This is a genomic window from Rugamonas rubra, from assembly GCF_900114705.1.
GTDB classification, from domain to species: Bacteria; Pseudomonadota; Gammaproteobacteria; order Burkholderiales; family Burkholderiaceae_D; genus Rugamonas; species Rugamonas rubra.
In genome coordinates this window covers 119,403-133,834 of the sequence record NZ_FOTW01000019.1, presented here as the reverse complement: position 1 = coordinate 133,834, position 14,432 = coordinate 119,403, and the positions used below count along the sequence as shown (strand labels likewise).

The 14,432-nt window shown below is 70.2% G+C and carries 10 protein-coding genes and 1 tRNA gene; 7 read left to right on the top strand and 4 right to left on the bottom strand.

Going from position 1 to position 14,432, the window contains the following annotated elements; genetic code table 11:
* Nucleotides 1-139 precede the first annotated feature (139 nt).
* From BM252_RS19900 to BM252_RS19875, 6 genes are all read left to right on the top strand, one after another.
* Complete coding sequence (locus BM252_RS19900; protein WP_093389419.1) at nt 140-745, top strand: TetR/AcrR family transcriptional regulator; 606 nt, start codon at nt 140-142, stop codon at nt 743-745.
* Nucleotides 746-880: 135 nt separating this feature from the next.
* On the top strand, nt 881-2,044 hold the full coding sequence (locus BM252_RS19895) for an iron-containing alcohol dehydrogenase (RefSeq protein WP_093389418.1): 1,164 nt from the start codon (nt 881-883) through the stop codon (nt 2,042-2,044).
* A gap of 82 nt (nt 2,045-2,126) precedes the next feature.
* A complete protein-coding gene (locus BM252_RS19890) occupies nt 2,127-2,804 on the top strand; it encodes a type 1 glutamine amidotransferase domain-containing protein (protein ID WP_093389417.1) in 678 nt (225 codons plus the stop codon).
* A 360-nt stretch (nt 2,805-3,164) separates the two neighbouring features.
* Entirely contained in the window at nt 3,165-5,072 is a 1,908-nt protein-coding gene (locus BM252_RS19885) for a GGDEF domain-containing protein (protein WP_174900593.1), read from the top strand.
* Complete coding sequence (locus BM252_RS19880; protein WP_174900592.1) at nt 5,069-5,986, top strand: transglycosylase SLT domain-containing protein; 918 nt, start codon at nt 5,069-5,071, stop codon at nt 5,984-5,986. The genes BM252_RS19885 and BM252_RS19880 overlap by 4 nt, the downstream gene beginning before the upstream one ends.
* Before the next feature lie 189 nt (nt 5,987-6,175).
* On the top strand, nt 6,176-8,539 hold the full coding sequence (locus BM252_RS19875; protein ID WP_093389414.1) for a putative bifunctional diguanylate cyclase/phosphodiesterase: 2,364 nt from the start codon (nt 6,176-6,178) through the stop codon (nt 8,537-8,539).
* Between the two features lie 40 nt (nt 8,540-8,579).
* Here the strand turns inward: BM252_RS19875 and BM252_RS19870 are convergent, their stop codons facing one another.
* From BM252_RS19870 to BM252_RS32020, 3 genes are all read right to left on the bottom strand, one after another.
* Nucleotides 8,580-9,728 carry an OmpA family protein gene (locus BM252_RS19870; protein ID WP_245774351.1) on the bottom strand — a complete coding sequence of 383 codons (1,149 nt, stop codon included), beginning with the start codon at nt 9,726-9,728 and terminating at the stop codon, nt 8,580-8,582.
* A gap of 23 nt (nt 9,729-9,751) precedes the next feature.
* Nucleotides 9,752-11,527, bottom strand: coding sequence for an ice-binding family protein (locus BM252_RS19865; RefSeq protein WP_245774350.1), 1,776 nt, complete (start codon nt 11,525-11,527; stop codon nt 9,752-9,754).
* A 299-nt stretch (nt 11,528-11,826) separates the two neighbouring features.
* Nucleotides 11,827-13,425, bottom strand: coding sequence for a methyl-accepting chemotaxis protein (locus BM252_RS32020; RefSeq protein ID WP_093389412.1), 1,599 nt, complete (start codon nt 13,423-13,425; stop codon nt 11,827-11,829).
* 295 nt (nt 13,426-13,720) lie between these two features.
* On the opposite strand from BM252_RS32020, the gene BM252_RS19855 reads away from it, so the two are divergent.
* A tRNA-Phe gene (locus tag BM252_RS19855) sits at nt 13,721-13,796 on the top strand.
* 111 nt (nt 13,797-13,907) lie between these two features.
* Here the strand turns inward: BM252_RS19855 and BM252_RS19850 are convergent.
* A complete protein-coding gene (locus BM252_RS19850; RefSeq protein WP_093389411.1) occupies nt 13,908-14,252 on the bottom strand; it encodes a sll1863 family stress response protein in 345 nt (114 codons plus the stop codon).
* Nucleotides 14,253-14,432: the final 180 nt, after the last annotated feature.

The following is a 14,432-nucleotide window of genomic DNA, read 5'->3' as shown; positions in this document are numbered from 1 at the left end:
TTTTTTCTGGGCCAGCGACATACACAATCCCCATCTTACCAAGGCCTAAGTCCGGACAATTTGATCCTGCTTACGGTCCCGTTATCCCATCGCATCGCCAACTAGACGACTGGTCTATTTTTGCTGTATGATGCAATCCATGAACACTGAACACCACGACGTCCGCCAGCACATCCTCGACACGGGCAAGTCCATCATCACCGGCAAGGGCTTTGCCGGCGTGGGCCTGAACGAGATCCTGACGACGGCCGGCGTGCCCAAGGGCTCCTTCTACCACTACTTCAAGTCGAAGGAGCTGTTCGGCGAGGCGCTGCTGGAAAACTACATGGCCGAGTACCTGGCCCACATGGAGGTGCTGCTGGGCCAGCCCGGCCTGAACTCGGCCGAGCGCTTGATGGCCTACTGGCGCAGCTGGACCGGGCCGGAGCAGGAAAGCTGCAACGACTGCCGCTGCCTGGTGGTCAAGCTGAGCAGCGAAGTGGCCGACATGTCCGAGGCGATGCGCGTGGCCCTGCTGCGCGGCACCAACCAGATCGTCGCCCGGCTCGCCGTGTGCATCGAACAGGCGCTGGCCGACGGCTCGCTGCGCGACATCGCCGAACCGGCGCACACCGCGCTGACCCTGTACCAACTTTGGCTGGGCGCGGCCATGCTGACCAAGCTGCGGCGCGAGCCGAGCGCGCTGGACGGCGCCTTGCGGGCCACGCTGGCGATCCTGCGGCTGCCGGCCACGGCGGCCAACTGACAGCGGCAACGAACAGCGGCAACCGAAACACGCAAGACAGCAGCAAACCGAAGCACCGAACTGCCGCGCCGGCCCGTCGCCAGCGCGTTTCTTCCACCCGCACACTAGACGACCAGTCTAATTTAGGAGCGCAACATGCAGAATTTTGAATTCCACAACCCCACCAAGATCGTCTTCGGCGCCAACACCGTGGCCAAGCTGGCCAAGCTGGTGCCGGAAACGGCCCGCGTGCTGATCCTGTTCGGCGGCGCCAGCGCCGAGAAGACCGGCACCCTGGCCGAGGTGCGCGCCGCGCTGGGCGGCCGTGTGGTGCAGGAGTTCGGCGGCATCGAGCCGAACCCCAGCTACGAGACGCTGATGGGCGCCGTGGCCAAGGTGCGCGCCGAGAAGCTCGACTTCCTGCTGGCCGTCGGCGGCGGCTCGGTCATCGACGGCACCAAATTCGTCGCCGCCGCCGCGCTGTACGACGGCGAGCCGTGGGAGATCGCCCAGAGCGGCGGCGCCAAGGTCAAGCAGGCGCTGCCCTTCGGCGCCGTGCTGACGCTGCCGGCCACCGGCTCGGAAATGAACAACGGCGCCGTCGTCACGCTGAAGGCGACGCACGCCAAGCTGCCCTTCCGCAGCGCGCTGCTGTTCCCCAAGTTCTCCGTGCTCGACCCGAGCAAGACCTTCACCCTGCCGGCCAAGCAGATCGCCAACGGCCTGGTCGACGCCTTCGTCCACACCGTCGAGCAGTACCTGACCTATCCGGTGCAGGCGCTGGCGCAGGACCGCTTCGCCGAGGGCCTGCTGCAGACCTTGGTCGAGATCGCCCCGCAGGCGCTGGCCGCGCCGGACGACTACGACACCCGCGCCAACCTGATGTGGACGGCGACGCTGGCCCTGAACGGCCTGATCGGCGCCGGCGTGCCGCAGGACTGGGCCACCCACATGATCGGCCACGAGCTGACGGCGCTGTACGACATCGACCACGCGCGCACCCTGGCCATCGTGCTGCCGGCGCTGCTCAACGTGCAGCGCGACACGAAACGCGCCAAGCTGTTGCAATACGGTGAGCGCGTCTGGGGCATAGCCAAGGACAGCGGCAGCGAGGACGAGCGCGTCGACGCCGCCATCGCCGCCACCCGCGGCTTCTTCGAGAGCGTCGGCATCGCCACCCGCCTGTCCGGCTACCAGCTGGGCCAGGAGGCGGTCGAGGCGGTGCTGGCCCAGCTGGCCGAGCACGGCATGACCAGCCTGGGCGAGCACCGCGACATCGACCTGGCGCGCAGCCGCGTCATCCTCGAGGCGGCGCTGTAGGCCGCAGCACCTTCAATGGCGGGCGCCACGGCGGCCGCCACTCCAGCGGCGCCCGCGCCGCACGCACACGACAGGAATCGACATGAACATCTTGATGGTACTCACCTCGCACGACCAACTGGGCGACACCGGCCACAAAACCGGCTTCTGGCTGGAGGAGTTCGCCGCGCCCTACTACACGCTGCAGGACGCCGGCGCCAAGCTGACGCTGGTGTCGCCGCTGGGCGGCCAGCCGCCGCTCGATCCGAAGAGCGACGCGCCCGAGTCGCAGACCGCCGCCACCGCCCGCTTCAAGGCCGACCCGGCCGCGCAGGCCGCGCTGGCCTCCACCGGCAAGCTGGCCGACGTCGCGGCGGCCGACTTCGACGCCGTGTTCTACCCGGGCGGCCACGGCCCGCTGTGGGACCTGGCCGAGGACCGCGCCAGCATCGCCCTGATCGAGGCGATGCTGGCCGCCGGCAAGCCGGTGGCGGCGGTGTGCCACGCGCCCGGCGTGCTGCGCCACGCCAAGGCGGCCGACGGCACGCCGCTGGTGCGCGGCAAGCGCGTCACCGGCTTCACCAACAGCGAGGAGGACGCCGTCGGCCTGAGCGCCGTGGTGCCCTTCCTGGTCGAGGACATGCTCAAGGAAAAGGGCGGGGTCTACTCGAAGGCGGCCGACTGGCAGTCCTACGTGCAGACCGACGGCCTGCTGGTCACCGGGCAGAACCCGGCCTCGTCGGAGGCGGCCGCCGCCGCCCTGCTCAAGCTGCTGGGTTGAGCGGCCGGCCCGGGCCAGCGGCCCGGGCCGGCAACGCGCCGCGCGGCCGCGCTGGCGCGCCCGTCCCCCGAACCAGCCCGCCGGCCATGCCGGCGCAACGCGCCCGGCCCACCGCCCGGCGCGTTTTTCCGTCTCCCCCCGGGGCGCCGCAGAAGTGCATGCATTACTTTCATCTCGGCACCGATCCTTGCGTGGGGTAAAATAGCCTGTAATTTTGGCAAATCAATTGCCAAGGTCGTCAGACCGACCGGGCGGTGGCGCAGCGCTGGACCGCGCCGGACAATGTCGGTACCATCATTACCCAATACACAACATCCGCCCGCCCCAAGCCCGCAGGCGTTTCAACCGACTCCGCACACGATGATTGTTGCCATCCGCCACATCCTGAAGCACTCCATCCGCGCCAGACTGATCGCCATGACCGGCGCCATCGTCGTCGCCGTGGTGTGCCTGCTGACGTGCGTGATGGCGCTGCTGGGCGCCAGCAGCCTGCGCCAGGAGTCGGACGCGCAACTGGCGCAGAGCCTGGGCCAGAGCGCCGCCCTGCTGGGCAACTTCATCGAGGTGCGCGAGAGCGCGCTCGACCAGTGGGCCGTCCATCCGCTGGTCGACGCCATGTTCGGCGACCCCGAGGTGGCCGGCATCTTCGTGCCCAACCTGCACAACTTCTTCGGCAAGATCCGCGCCCAGGAGCCGTGGCTGAGCCAGGTGTTCCTGATCCAGGACCAGCAGGTGCTCTACAGCGACGACCAGCGCTTCGAGTTCAGCCGCGACGGCAACGGCGTGGCCGCCGGGCTGGCGCTGATCGCCCGCCTGCCGGCGCGCGGCGCCAGCGTGCTCGACCTGCGCCGCCTGCGCGCCGGCCCGTCGCAGCAGGTGCTGCTGCTCAAGCGCCCGGTGTTCAAGGACGGCCGGCCGCTGCCCGGCGCCAGCGTGGTGCTGCTGCTCGACTTCGCGCAGATCCAGCAAAAACTCTTCGGCCAGATCCGCATCGGCCACAGCGGCTTCATCTCGATCGCCGCCAGCGACCTGTCGGGCAAGGTGGTGCTGCCGGCCCAGCCCGACCTGGGCGGCAGCGAGCGCGGCGACTTCCGCCAGGCCAGCGCCGCCTGGCGCAGCTGGAGCGACATCCCCGAGCGCTACGGCTCGATCGTGTTCCGCCGCCAGCACCTCGACGGCACGCCCTTCGCCATCGTCGGCGTCGCCTCGCGCGACGACATCCGCGCCTCCGTGCTGCGGCTGGTCGCGCTGTCGGCCGCGCTCGGCCTGCTGGCCCTGCTGTTCGGCGTCTGCTGCGCGATCTACTTCGCCGGCCGCCTGACCGGGCCGATCCTGACACTGACGTTGAAGGCCGAGCAGCTGGCGCGCTACCACGCCGGCGAGGTCGACGCCGCCACGCCGAGCGGCCGGATGCCCAAGCTCGACGGCCTCGACCGCCACGACGAGCTGGGCCGGCTGGCCCACAGCTTCGCCCGCCTGCAGGCGGCGATCCACGACAAGATCGCCCTGATCGAGAACCAGAACCAGCTGCTCACCACCCAGGACGCCCAGACCCAGGAGCTGAACCAGTCGCTCGAGCGCAAGGTGCAGGAGCGCACCGGCCAGCTGCAGCAGGCGTTGCTGGCGCAGCAGGCGTTCGGCGAGCAGCTGCAGGAGAAGAACCGCGAACTCGACCGCCTGTCGATCACCGACCGCCTGACCGGCCTGTGCAACCGCCTGCGGCTGGACCAGGTGCTCGACGACGAGATCAAGCGCTACCAGCGCTGCGGCACCCCGTTCGCCCTGGTGCTGCTCGACGTCGACCACTTCAAGCGCGTCAACGACACCTTCGGCCACCAGGCCGGCGACATCGTGCTGGCCGAGATGGCCGACCTGCTGGCCACGGGCACGCGGGCGCTCGACGTGGTCGGCCGCTGGGGCGGCGAGGAGTTCCTGCTGGTGTGCCGCGACACCGAACTGGACGGCGCCGCCCTGCTGGCCGGGAAGCTGCGCGAGCAGATCGCCGGCCACCTCTTCCGCGTCGGCGGCGGCAAGACCTGCAGCTTCGGCGTGACCAGCGTGGCGCCGGGCGACACGCTGGCGCAGATGATCGCCCGCGCCGACCGCGCGCTGTACCGCAGCAAGGCGGGCGGACGCGACCGCGTCGAGCTGGAGGGCGGCCCGGACGGCGCCGAGAAGGCCGCCGAGAAGGCCGTGGCGGCCGCCGCATCGGCAGCCCCGGCCGGCGCGGCCGGCCCGGCGCAGCCGGCCGGCCGGGTGCCGGCGTGAGCGCGCGCCGCCCGGCCGGCGCCGGCGCCGGCCGGGCATGGCCGCCGAGATTGGCGCTGCTGCTGGCGCTGCTGCTGGCGGCGACGGCGCAGGCCCGCTCGCTGGCCGAGATCCGCCGCAGCGGCGAGCTGCGCGTCTGCATCGCCTCGGACCATCCCGCCTCGGCCGTGTTCGAGCCGGCCGGCTGCCGGCACAACTGCAAGGCCAGCGGCACCGTCGCCGAGCTGACCGGCGCCTTCGCCAACACCCTCGGCCGCCAGGTCAAGCCGAGGTTCGAGCGGCTCTACTGGGACGAGCAGTTCTTCAACCAGGACGGCCGCACCGTGCGCGAGGCCAGCTACACGCCGCAGGCGCTGGCCTCGGGCAAGTGCGACCTCTACCCGGCCAACCTGGTGCAGAACGAATGGCGCCTGAAGAAGCTCGACTTCGTCATCCTGTTCCCCAGCCGGCTGATGGCCATCGTGGCGCGCCGCAAGGCGGCGCAGGTCAAGGGCGTGGCCGACCTGGCCGGCAAGCTGGCCGGCGTCAACCGCGACACGGCGGCGCTGAACTGGGTCGAGCAGCAGAACCGCGGCGCCTTCGCCGCCAACCCGGCGCGGATCGAGTATCTGCTGTCGCCGGCGCTGTTCACCGCCGTCGACGCCGGCGCCGTCGACTTCATCCTGATCGACGCCGACATCGCCCTCTGGGCCGGCGCCCACCAGCTCAAGCACGCCAGCGTGGCCTTCCCGGTCGGCCCCACCGACCTGATCGGCTGGGGCTTCCGCAAGGACGACAAGGACCTGCAAAAGGCCGCCCAGCGGTTCTTCGACGACGGCCGGCGCCGGCCCGACTCGGCGCCCAACCAGATCTGGAAGCGCCACTTCGGCCGCAGCCTGACCGACTTCATCGACCTGATGGCCGCCTTCCAGTAGGCCGCCGACGGCGCCGGCGACGGCGAAACCACAGCCGGCGCCACAACGGCGCGCCGCGCGGCGCCGGCCGGTGACAGCGCCGGCGTTTGCGGGTACCATCCAATCGAACGGCCCAGCCCGGCGACGGGCGCCCCCGGCCCGGCAATATCATTCGTACAACCATGCATTCCGCTCACGGAGGTCGACCCTGTGGCTGCGCCGAACGATATCGCCCACTGGCGGGCACAAATCTTCGCCCGCCTGCTGCTGGCCATCCTGGTGCTGGGCCTGGCCACGGCGGTGCCCAGCGCCCTGCTGGCGGCCAACGAGGGCATGTGGGCGATCGTCGTCTGCGACGTCGTCGCGCTGGGCTGGATCGCCACCATCTGGCGCTGGACCAGCCTGTCCTACCGCAGCCGGGTGCTCAACTTCCTCGCCGTCGCCTACCTGGTCGGCGTGGTGCTGCTGCTCAAGATCGGCCCGGTCAGCCAGATCTACTTGATGGCCATCCCGCTGCTGGCGGCGCTGCTGCTGGGCCTGCGTCCGGCGCTGTGGTCGCTGGCCGCCGCCGCGCTGGCGGTGATGCTGCTCGGCTACGAGGCCAACGGCCGCCTGCACTTCGACGGCGTGCCCGACTACGCCTTGCTCAAGTCGGCCATCGTCACCCTCAACTTCCTCTTCATCGGCGCCGTGCTGACGCTGTCCTGCGCCGTGCTGCTGCAGCACCTGGCGCGCTCGCTCGAGCAGCTGCGCGCCAGCACGCTGTCGCTCGAGCTGGGCCAGGCGCGGCTGCAGACCCTCAACGCCGAATTGCGCCTGACCTCGGCCGCCGTGGCGCGCCTCAACGACATGGTGCTGATCGCCGAGGTCGACGCCGCCGGCGGCAGCGGCAGCGGCAGCGGCAGCGACAGCGACAGCGACAGCGACAGCGACAGCGGCCAGCGCATCATCTTCGTCAACCAGGCCTTCGAGCGGCGCAACGGTTACCGCCGCGACGAGGTGCTGGGGCGCGGCCTGCGCCTGCTGCGCGGGCCCGGCACCGAGGCCGAGACGCTGGCGCGCATCGGCGCGGCGGTGGCGCGCAACGAGGCGGTGCGCGCCGAGCTGCTCAACTACACCAAGGCCGGCGAGGCCTACTGGGTCGAGACCGAGCTGGTGCCCTTCGCCGACGAGGGCGGCAACAACACCCACTGGGTCGCCGTCGAGCGCGACATCACCGAGCGCAAGCGCTCCGAGGACGACATCCACCGGCTCGCCTTCTACGACGTGCTGACCGGCCTGCCCAACCGGCGCCTGCTGATGGACCGGCTCGACAAGCTGCTGGCCAGCTCGCAGCGCGGCGGCAGCGTCAGCGCGGTGATGTTCATCGACCTCGACCACTTCAAATACATCAACGACGCGCGCGGCCACGCCACCGGCGACGCCCTGCTGCGCAACACCGCCGCGCGCCTGGGCGGCCTGATGCGCAAGGCCGACACGGTGGCGCGCATCGGCGGCGACGAGTTCGTCGTGCTGCTGGCCCACCTGGCGCCGGACGTCGCCGGCGCCAGCCACGCCGCGCTGCTGGTGGCCGAAAAGATCCGCCGCGCCATCGCCGACTGCGTCGAGATCGAGGGCCAGTCCTACCAGTCCAGCGCCAGCATCGGCGTGACGCTGCTGCCGCAACGGGGCCAGACGGCGCAGGACCTGCTGCGCGAGGCCGACACGGCGATGTACCGCGCCAAGGCGGACGGGCGCAACGGCATCGCCTTCTTCGAGGAGGCCATGCAGGCCGACGTCGAGCAAAGGCTGGGCATGGAGCGCGACCTGGCCGCCGCCCTGGCCGGCGGCGAGCTCAGCATGCACCTGCAGCCGCAGGTCGAGCGCGCCGGCGCGGTGGTCGGCGCCGAGCTGTTGATGCGCTGGCGCCGCGCCGACGGCAGCATGGTGGCGCCGGCGGTGTTCATCCCGGTGGCCGAGGAGTGCGGCCTGATCCGCCAGCTCGGCCTGTGGGCGCTGCAGCAGGCCTGCGCCGCCGTGCTGCGGCTGCAGGCGGCCGGGCGGCCGCTGCCGCTGTCGGTCAACGTCAGCCCCAGCCAGTTCCGCCAGGACGACTTCGTGGCGCAGGTGCGGCGCACCCTGGCCGCCAGCGGCGCGCCGGCCGCGCTGCTGATCCTCGAGGTGACCGAGGGCCTGCTGATCGAGAAGCTCGACGAGACCATCGCCCGCATGCACGAGCTGGCGGCGATGGGCCTGCGCTTTTCCATCGACGATTTCGGCACCGGCTATTCCAGCCTGGCCTACCTGAAGAAGATGCCGCTGTACGAGCTGAAGATCGACCGCAGCTTCGTGCGCGACACGCCGGACGACGCCAGCGACAAGGCCATCGTCCAGGCGATCCTGGCGATGGCGCGCCACCTCGGCCTGCGCGTGGTGGCCGAGGGCGTGGAGACGCAGGCGCAGGCCGATTTTTTGACGGCCAACGGCTGCGCTTGCTTACAGGGATATTTGTACGGCCGCGCCATGCCGCTGGAGGACCTGCTGGCCAGGCTGGCGGACGGGCCGGCGCGGGCGTCGGCGGTTCAGGCCGCCTGAGCCGGCCGCCGCCGCGGCGGAACCGACGCGGCGGCGGGAACTACTTGGCGACGCTGCGCGTGCCGACCACTTCGACGGTGACGCGGCGGTTCTGCGCGCGGCCGGCGGCGCTGCGGTTGTCGGCCGCCGGCTGCGTCTCGCCCTTGCCCTCGGTGTAGATGCGCGCCGGGTCCAGCCCGGTCGACACCAGGTAGGCCTTGACCGCCTCGGCGCGGCGCTGCGACAGGCGCTGGTTGTACTCGGCGGCGCCGACCGAGTCGGTGTGGCCGACGCTGACCATCACCTCGACGGTGACGCCCTGCTGCTTGGCCAGCAGCGCGTCGAGCGCCGCCTTGCCGTCCGGTTTGACGACGGCGCGGTCGAAGTCGAACAGCGCGTCGGCGGCCAGGGTGACCTTCTCGGCGGTCGGCGCCGGCGCGGCGGCCACTTGCGGCGCCACCACCAGCGGCACCGGCACGGGCGCCGGAGCGGCCGGCGCCGCCTCCGCCACATAGGCGCGCGGCGCCGCGCTGCTCGGCCGGCCCAGCTTGTAGACCAGGCTGAGCGAATACAGGTCGACGTCGCCGCGGTTGCCGACCGCGTCGTTGACGCGGTGGCGCTCGGCCTCGCCGCGCAGCGCCAGCGCCTCGCTGAACCTGTACTCGAGGCCGACGCCGAGCTTGGCGCCGAGCTTGCGCTCGCTCGACTCGGGATCGCTCACCGCCAGCAGGCGGTTGCCGCCGAAGCGCGTGCTGCTGCGGGCGTACTGCATGCCGGCCCGGCCCAGCAGCGACCAGCGCTCGGACAGCGGCAGCTGGCCGAGCAGGTCGAGGTTCATGCCACGGAAGCTGGCCTCGCCGTCGAGCACGCCGCCGCCGCTGGTGGTCGAATGGAAGCTGAACTTGCCGTGGTCGAAGTAGCCGCCCTCCACCGCCAGGTAGCGGTTCAACTGGCGGCCGAGCAGCAGCTTGTAGCCGGTGTCGCGCTCGTCGGTGCTGAACGAGGTGACGGTGGCGCCGTGCGCGGCCAGGCTGCGCGCCAGGCGCTCCTGGTCGATGCTGGCGCGCGACTGGCCGACGCCGGCGCCGATGTACCAGGCGCTGTTGGCCCACTCGGGGTTGATGAAGGTGTCCTCGGCGCGGACCGCGCCGGCGGCCAGCATGGCGGCCGCCAAGGCGCCCAGGGTGAGGATGGTTTTTACGGAGTTCATGTGGTGTCCTGTCTGGGTGGGCGTTACTTGGCGATCTGGTTGTTGCGCAGCGTGACGGCGGCGGCGCTCAGCACGCGGCCGTTGAGCAGCGTGGTGTTGTCGCCGACGGTGATGGCGGCGGCCTGGCCCAGCACGTTGCCCTTGAAGACGGCGTTGGCGCCCAGCGTGGTCGGACCGACCGGCAGCCAGTTCACGTCGGCCGCCGTGGCGCCGTTGTTCAGCGCAACGATGGCGTTGGCGGTGGCGTCCAGCGTCAAGGCGCTGCGGAAGATGTAGACGCCGGGGCCGTTCAGCGTCAGCGTGCCGGTGATGTTGATCGCGCCGGCGTAGCAGTAGACGCCCGGCGGCAGCGTCAGGCCGCCCAGGTCGATGCCGCCGGCGAAGCTGACGTCGCAAGTGCGGCCGTTGGCGTCGCTGATGGCGACCTGCAGGTCGGCCAGCGCGCCGCTCAGGATAGCGCCGGACTTGTAGTTGGTGTAGCCGGCGGCCTGGGTCGGATCGACCGTTTGCGACGGCGAGCCGACGTCGCCGGAGACCAGCGTGGTGCCGCCCGAGTTGTTGGTGATCGAAGTGCCGGCCAACACGGCGAAGCTGGCGGCGCGGCCCAGGTTCAGCGAGGTCGCCGGCGGCGGCGGCGTGGCGCCGACGGTCAGCAGCGCGCTGCCCGACTTGCCGGCGGCGCTGGCGCTGATGGTGGCGCTGCCGACGGCGACGCCGCTGGCCGTGCCGCTGCCGTTGACGCTGCCGACCAGCGGGGCGTTCGAGCTCCAGACGGCGGTGTTGCTGATGATCGCCGTCGAGTTGTCCGAGTAGGTGGCGGTGGCGACGAACTGCTGGCCGGCGCCGACCACCACGCTGGCCGTGGCCGGGGTCACGGCGATGCTGCTCAGCGTGACGTTGGCGACGGTGACGGTGGTGCTGGCGCTCTGGCCGCCGAAGCTGGCGCTGACCTGGCCGCTGCCGACGGCGACGCCGGCCACCAAGCCGCCGGCGCTGCTACTGGCGACGGCCGGGTTGGCGGCACTGAAGACGCTGGCGTTGCTGACGTCGGCCGAGCTGCCGTCGGCGTAGCTGGCGGTGACGGCGAGCTGGCGCGTGGCGCCCAGTTGCAGCACGGGGTTCTGCGGCGTCAGGGCGATCGACAGCAGCGCCGCCGAGTTGACGGTCAGCGTGGTGCTGGCGGCAAGGCCGCCGGCGCTGACGCTGACGACGCTAGCGCCGGCGGTCAGGCCGACGGCCAGGCCGTTGGCCGCGCCGATGCTGGCGACCAGCGGGCTGGCCGAGGCGAAGCTGGCGTTGGCGCCGAGGTCGCGGCTGCTGCCGTCGCTGTATTTGCCGAGCACGGTGAACTGCTGCGCGGCGCCGATGGCGATGGCCGGGTTGGCCGGTGCCAGCGCCAGCGACAGCAGGGCCGGCGGCAGCACGGTCAGCGTCGCCGCCGCGCTCTTGCCGCCGAAGTTGGCGCTGATCGCGGCGCTGCCGCCGGCCAGGCCTAGCGCCAGGCCGCTGGCGGCGTTGACGCTGGCGGTGGCCGGCGCGGCCGAACTCCACTGCGCCGTCGCGCTGACATCCTGGGTCGAACGGTCGGCGTAGGTGGCGGTGGCGACGAACTGCTGGCTCAGGCCCTGCGCGACCGATGCGCTGACCGGCGTGACGGCCAGCGCCACCAGTTCGGCGGCGGGCAGGCCGAGGATCGGCTCACGTCCCTGGTCCGAGCCGCCGCAGCCGGCGACCAGCATGGCCAGCACGAGGCCGAACGACAGGATGGGTTGTTGTAGGTATCCCTTGAGGACGTTCATGGCGTGGTTCCTTGATGTGCGCTGGTGGCGTCGATTGCCGGCGGATGGACTCACCCACCGGATCGACGACACTGGCCCGCCACTCAGCAGCAAGCCAGTGCGGCCACTATTCCACGCGCCCCAAGGGACGGTATGTTCGCTGGCGCGCATTGCGCCGCCGGGCAGGGAAACTCTGCGCCGGCCAACAACAACGCCGCCCCGGGCCGGGGGCGGCGTGGTTGGGATGCTGCGCGGCCGACGCGGCCGCAGGGCCGGGCGCGGCCGGGCCGCCCGCCGCTCGGCGGCCGATCAGCGGCCGATCAGCGGCCGATCAGCGCCGGCGCGGCGCTGCCGCGCGGCTGGCCCGGCAAGGCCGGCCGCACCGCCGCCAGGTTCAGGCGGAAGGTGCTCACCACCTGGGCCAGCAGGCCGGCCTGGTCCTGCAGCGAGGCGGCGGCGGCCGCCGCCTCCTCCACCAGCGCGGCGTTCTGCTGGGTCACGGTGTCCATCTGCGTCACCGCCTGATTGATCTGCTCGATGCCCGAGGTCTGCTCCTGGCTGGCCATGCTGATCTCGCCGATCACGGCGCTCACCCGGCGCACGCTGGCGACCACCTCGTCCATCGTCGCGCCGGCCTGGTTGACCAGCTTGCTGCCGGCGTCGACCTGCTCGACCGAGTCGCTGATCAGGGTCTTGATCTCCTTGGCCGCCGCCGCCGAGCGCTGCGCCAGGTTGCGCACCTCCGAGGCGACCACCGCGAAGCCTCTGCCCTGCTCGCCGGCGCGCGCCGCCTCCACCGCCGCGTTCAAGGCCAGGATGTTGGTCTGGAAGGCGATGCCGTCGATGACGCCGATGATGTCGACGATCTTCTTGGCCGAGGCGTCGATCGAGCCCATCGTGTCGATCACCTGGCTCACCACGGCGCCGCCGCGCAGCGCCACGTCGGAGGCCGACACGGCCAGCTGGCTGGCCTGGCGCGCGTTGGCGGCGTTCTGCTTGACGGTGGAGGTCAGCTCCTCCATCGACGAGGCGGTCTCCTCGAGCGAGCTGGCCTGCTGCTCGGTGCGCGACGACAGGTCGAGGTTGCCGCTGGCGATCTGGCCGGAGGCGGTGGCGATGGTGTCGGTGCCGCTGCGCACCTGGCCGACGATCTGCACCAGGCTGTCGGTCATGCGCTTCAAGGCGCGCATCAACTGGGCCGTCTCGTCGCTGCCGCGCGCCTCGATGTGGCAGGTCAGGTCGCCGCCGGCCACCGCCTCGGCGATGCCGACCGCCTGCATCAGCGCGCCGACGATGCGCTTGACCAGTAGCAGGCCCATGGCGGCGACGGCGGCGATGATCGCCAGCGCGATGGCGCTCGACAGCAGCTTGGCGCGCGCCAGCGTCGCCTCGGCGTCCCTGGCGCCTTGGGCGCCGAGGTCGGCGTTGAACTGGCGGTGCGCGTCCAAGGCGTCACCCAGCTTGGCCAGCACCGACTGCTGCGACAACAGCAGGTCGCGCGCCTCGTCGCCCTTGCCCCCGTCGGCCAGCGCCACCACCTTGCCGCGCAGGACATCGTAGTCCGCCAGCGCCTTGCGGTCGGCGTCCAGGTCGGCCTTGTCGACCGCATTGGAAAGATACTCCTTCTGGTACTTGTCGAACGCCGCGATGGTCTTGGCGTGGGCCGCGTCCATTGCCTTGGCCATCTCGGCCCGCTTGGCCGGATCGCTCAGCGCCATGTATTGCCAGGCCTGCGTGCGCAACTGCGCGGTGGCGGCGAAGGCCTCGTCCAGCAACAGCAGGCTGGGCACGGTGTTGACGTTGGCGTAGTTGGCGCCGGCGTACACCACGGTCATCTGGTACATGCCCAGTCCGGCCAGCGCGGCCAGGCCGATCACCACGGTGATGATCAGGATGTATAAGCGTTTGGCAATGGTCATCTCAGCTCCCATCTAGTCGCGTTGGCGTTCACCGAGCGACGGGACGAGTCCGGCGCTCACGGGGAAGACACTGCGTCCAAGGACAGCGGGGATGGGGGTGAGGATTGGTGAGTATCTTGAAAATTGAGATTACACCTCGACAAGCGTGGGCATCAAGTCCTTTCGCTGCCGCTGCGGCGCCCCCGGGCGGCGGCGCAGCGGCCCGGGGCGCCACGTTGCTACGCGTCCACAACGGCGCCGCCGCTGGCGCGGCGGGCGGGCGGCGGCCCGATGTTCTGCTATAATTGCGCGCCTTGGCCTGGTAGCTCAGTTGGTAGAGCAGAGGATTGAAAATCCTTGTGTCGGTGGTTCGATTCCGCCCCGGGCCACCAAGAACAGTGCCAACACAAAACGCCAAGCCATACAGCTTGGCGTTTTTGTTTCAAAGTGCCATGCGATCACCAACCTGCGGGCTAATTACGCCACGATTTTTCGCGACAATCTTAGGCCTTCTTGGGAGCATCGGAATGCCCAGCCTTGGCAGATTTTTCGCCGCTCCCGCTGCTCGGAACCTGGAAGAATGAAAAGAAGGAATGGGTAAATGCGTCATGCATTTTCTCCATATCGCCGACCATCGTTTCCCATGAATCTTCGGTGGAAGCTTTAAGTTCCTCAAGTTTGGCCAGCGCTCCTTTGGATTTCACCCGCAACTTGCCCATCTCCTCCTTGTAGGTTTGCCGCGCTTCCTCCTTCGCTTCCTGGGCTGCGGATTCCAGACTGCTCATTTTCTCGTTCAACTTATCCAGTTGAGTTTCCATTTTGCTGATGTACTCTGCGCGTTGCGACATAATGATATTTCCTTCTTTTAGCTGAGGTGCCGTCTGTGACGACCGCCACTTGGGCCTCAGGATGACGTGAATGAGGTTCCAAAATGCGCTGATAATGCAATGTGATCGGTACGGTAGGACACACTAACAGTCAGATTTCCATTCCCCTTGGTCTTGAACAGCAGGCGAAGGACCGCCGTC

Bases quoted from the DNA above. Each gene is read 5' to 3' on its own strand.
- BM252_RS19895 (WP_093389418.1), top strand. From the start codon at position 881: ATGCAGAATTTTGAATTCCACAACCCCACCAAGATCGTCTTCGGCGCC.
- BM252_RS19870 (WP_245774351.1), bottom strand. From the start codon at position 9,728: ATGAACTCCGTAAAAACCATCCTCACCCTGGGCGCCTTGGCGGCCGCC.
- BM252_RS19890 (WP_093389417.1), top strand. From the start codon at position 2,127: ATGAACATCTTGATGGTACTCACCTCGCACGACCAACTGGGCGACACC.
- BM252_RS19865 (WP_245774350.1), bottom strand. From the start codon at position 11,527: ATGAACGTCCTCAAGGGATACCTACAACAACCCATCCTGTCGTTCGGC.
- BM252_RS32020 (WP_093389412.1), bottom strand. From the start codon at position 13,425: ATGACCATTGCCAAACGCTTATACATCCTGATCATCACCGTGGTGATC.
- BM252_RS19885 (WP_174900593.1), top strand. From the start codon at position 3,165: ATGATTGTTGCCATCCGCCACATCCTGAAGCACTCCATCCGCGCCAGA.
- BM252_RS19900 (WP_093389419.1), top strand. From the start codon at position 140: ATGAACACTGAACACCACGACGTCCGCCAGCACATCCTCGACACGGGC.
- BM252_RS19850 (WP_093389411.1), bottom strand. From the start codon at position 14,252: ATGTCGCAACGCGCAGAGTACATCAGCAAAATGGAAACTCAACTGGAT.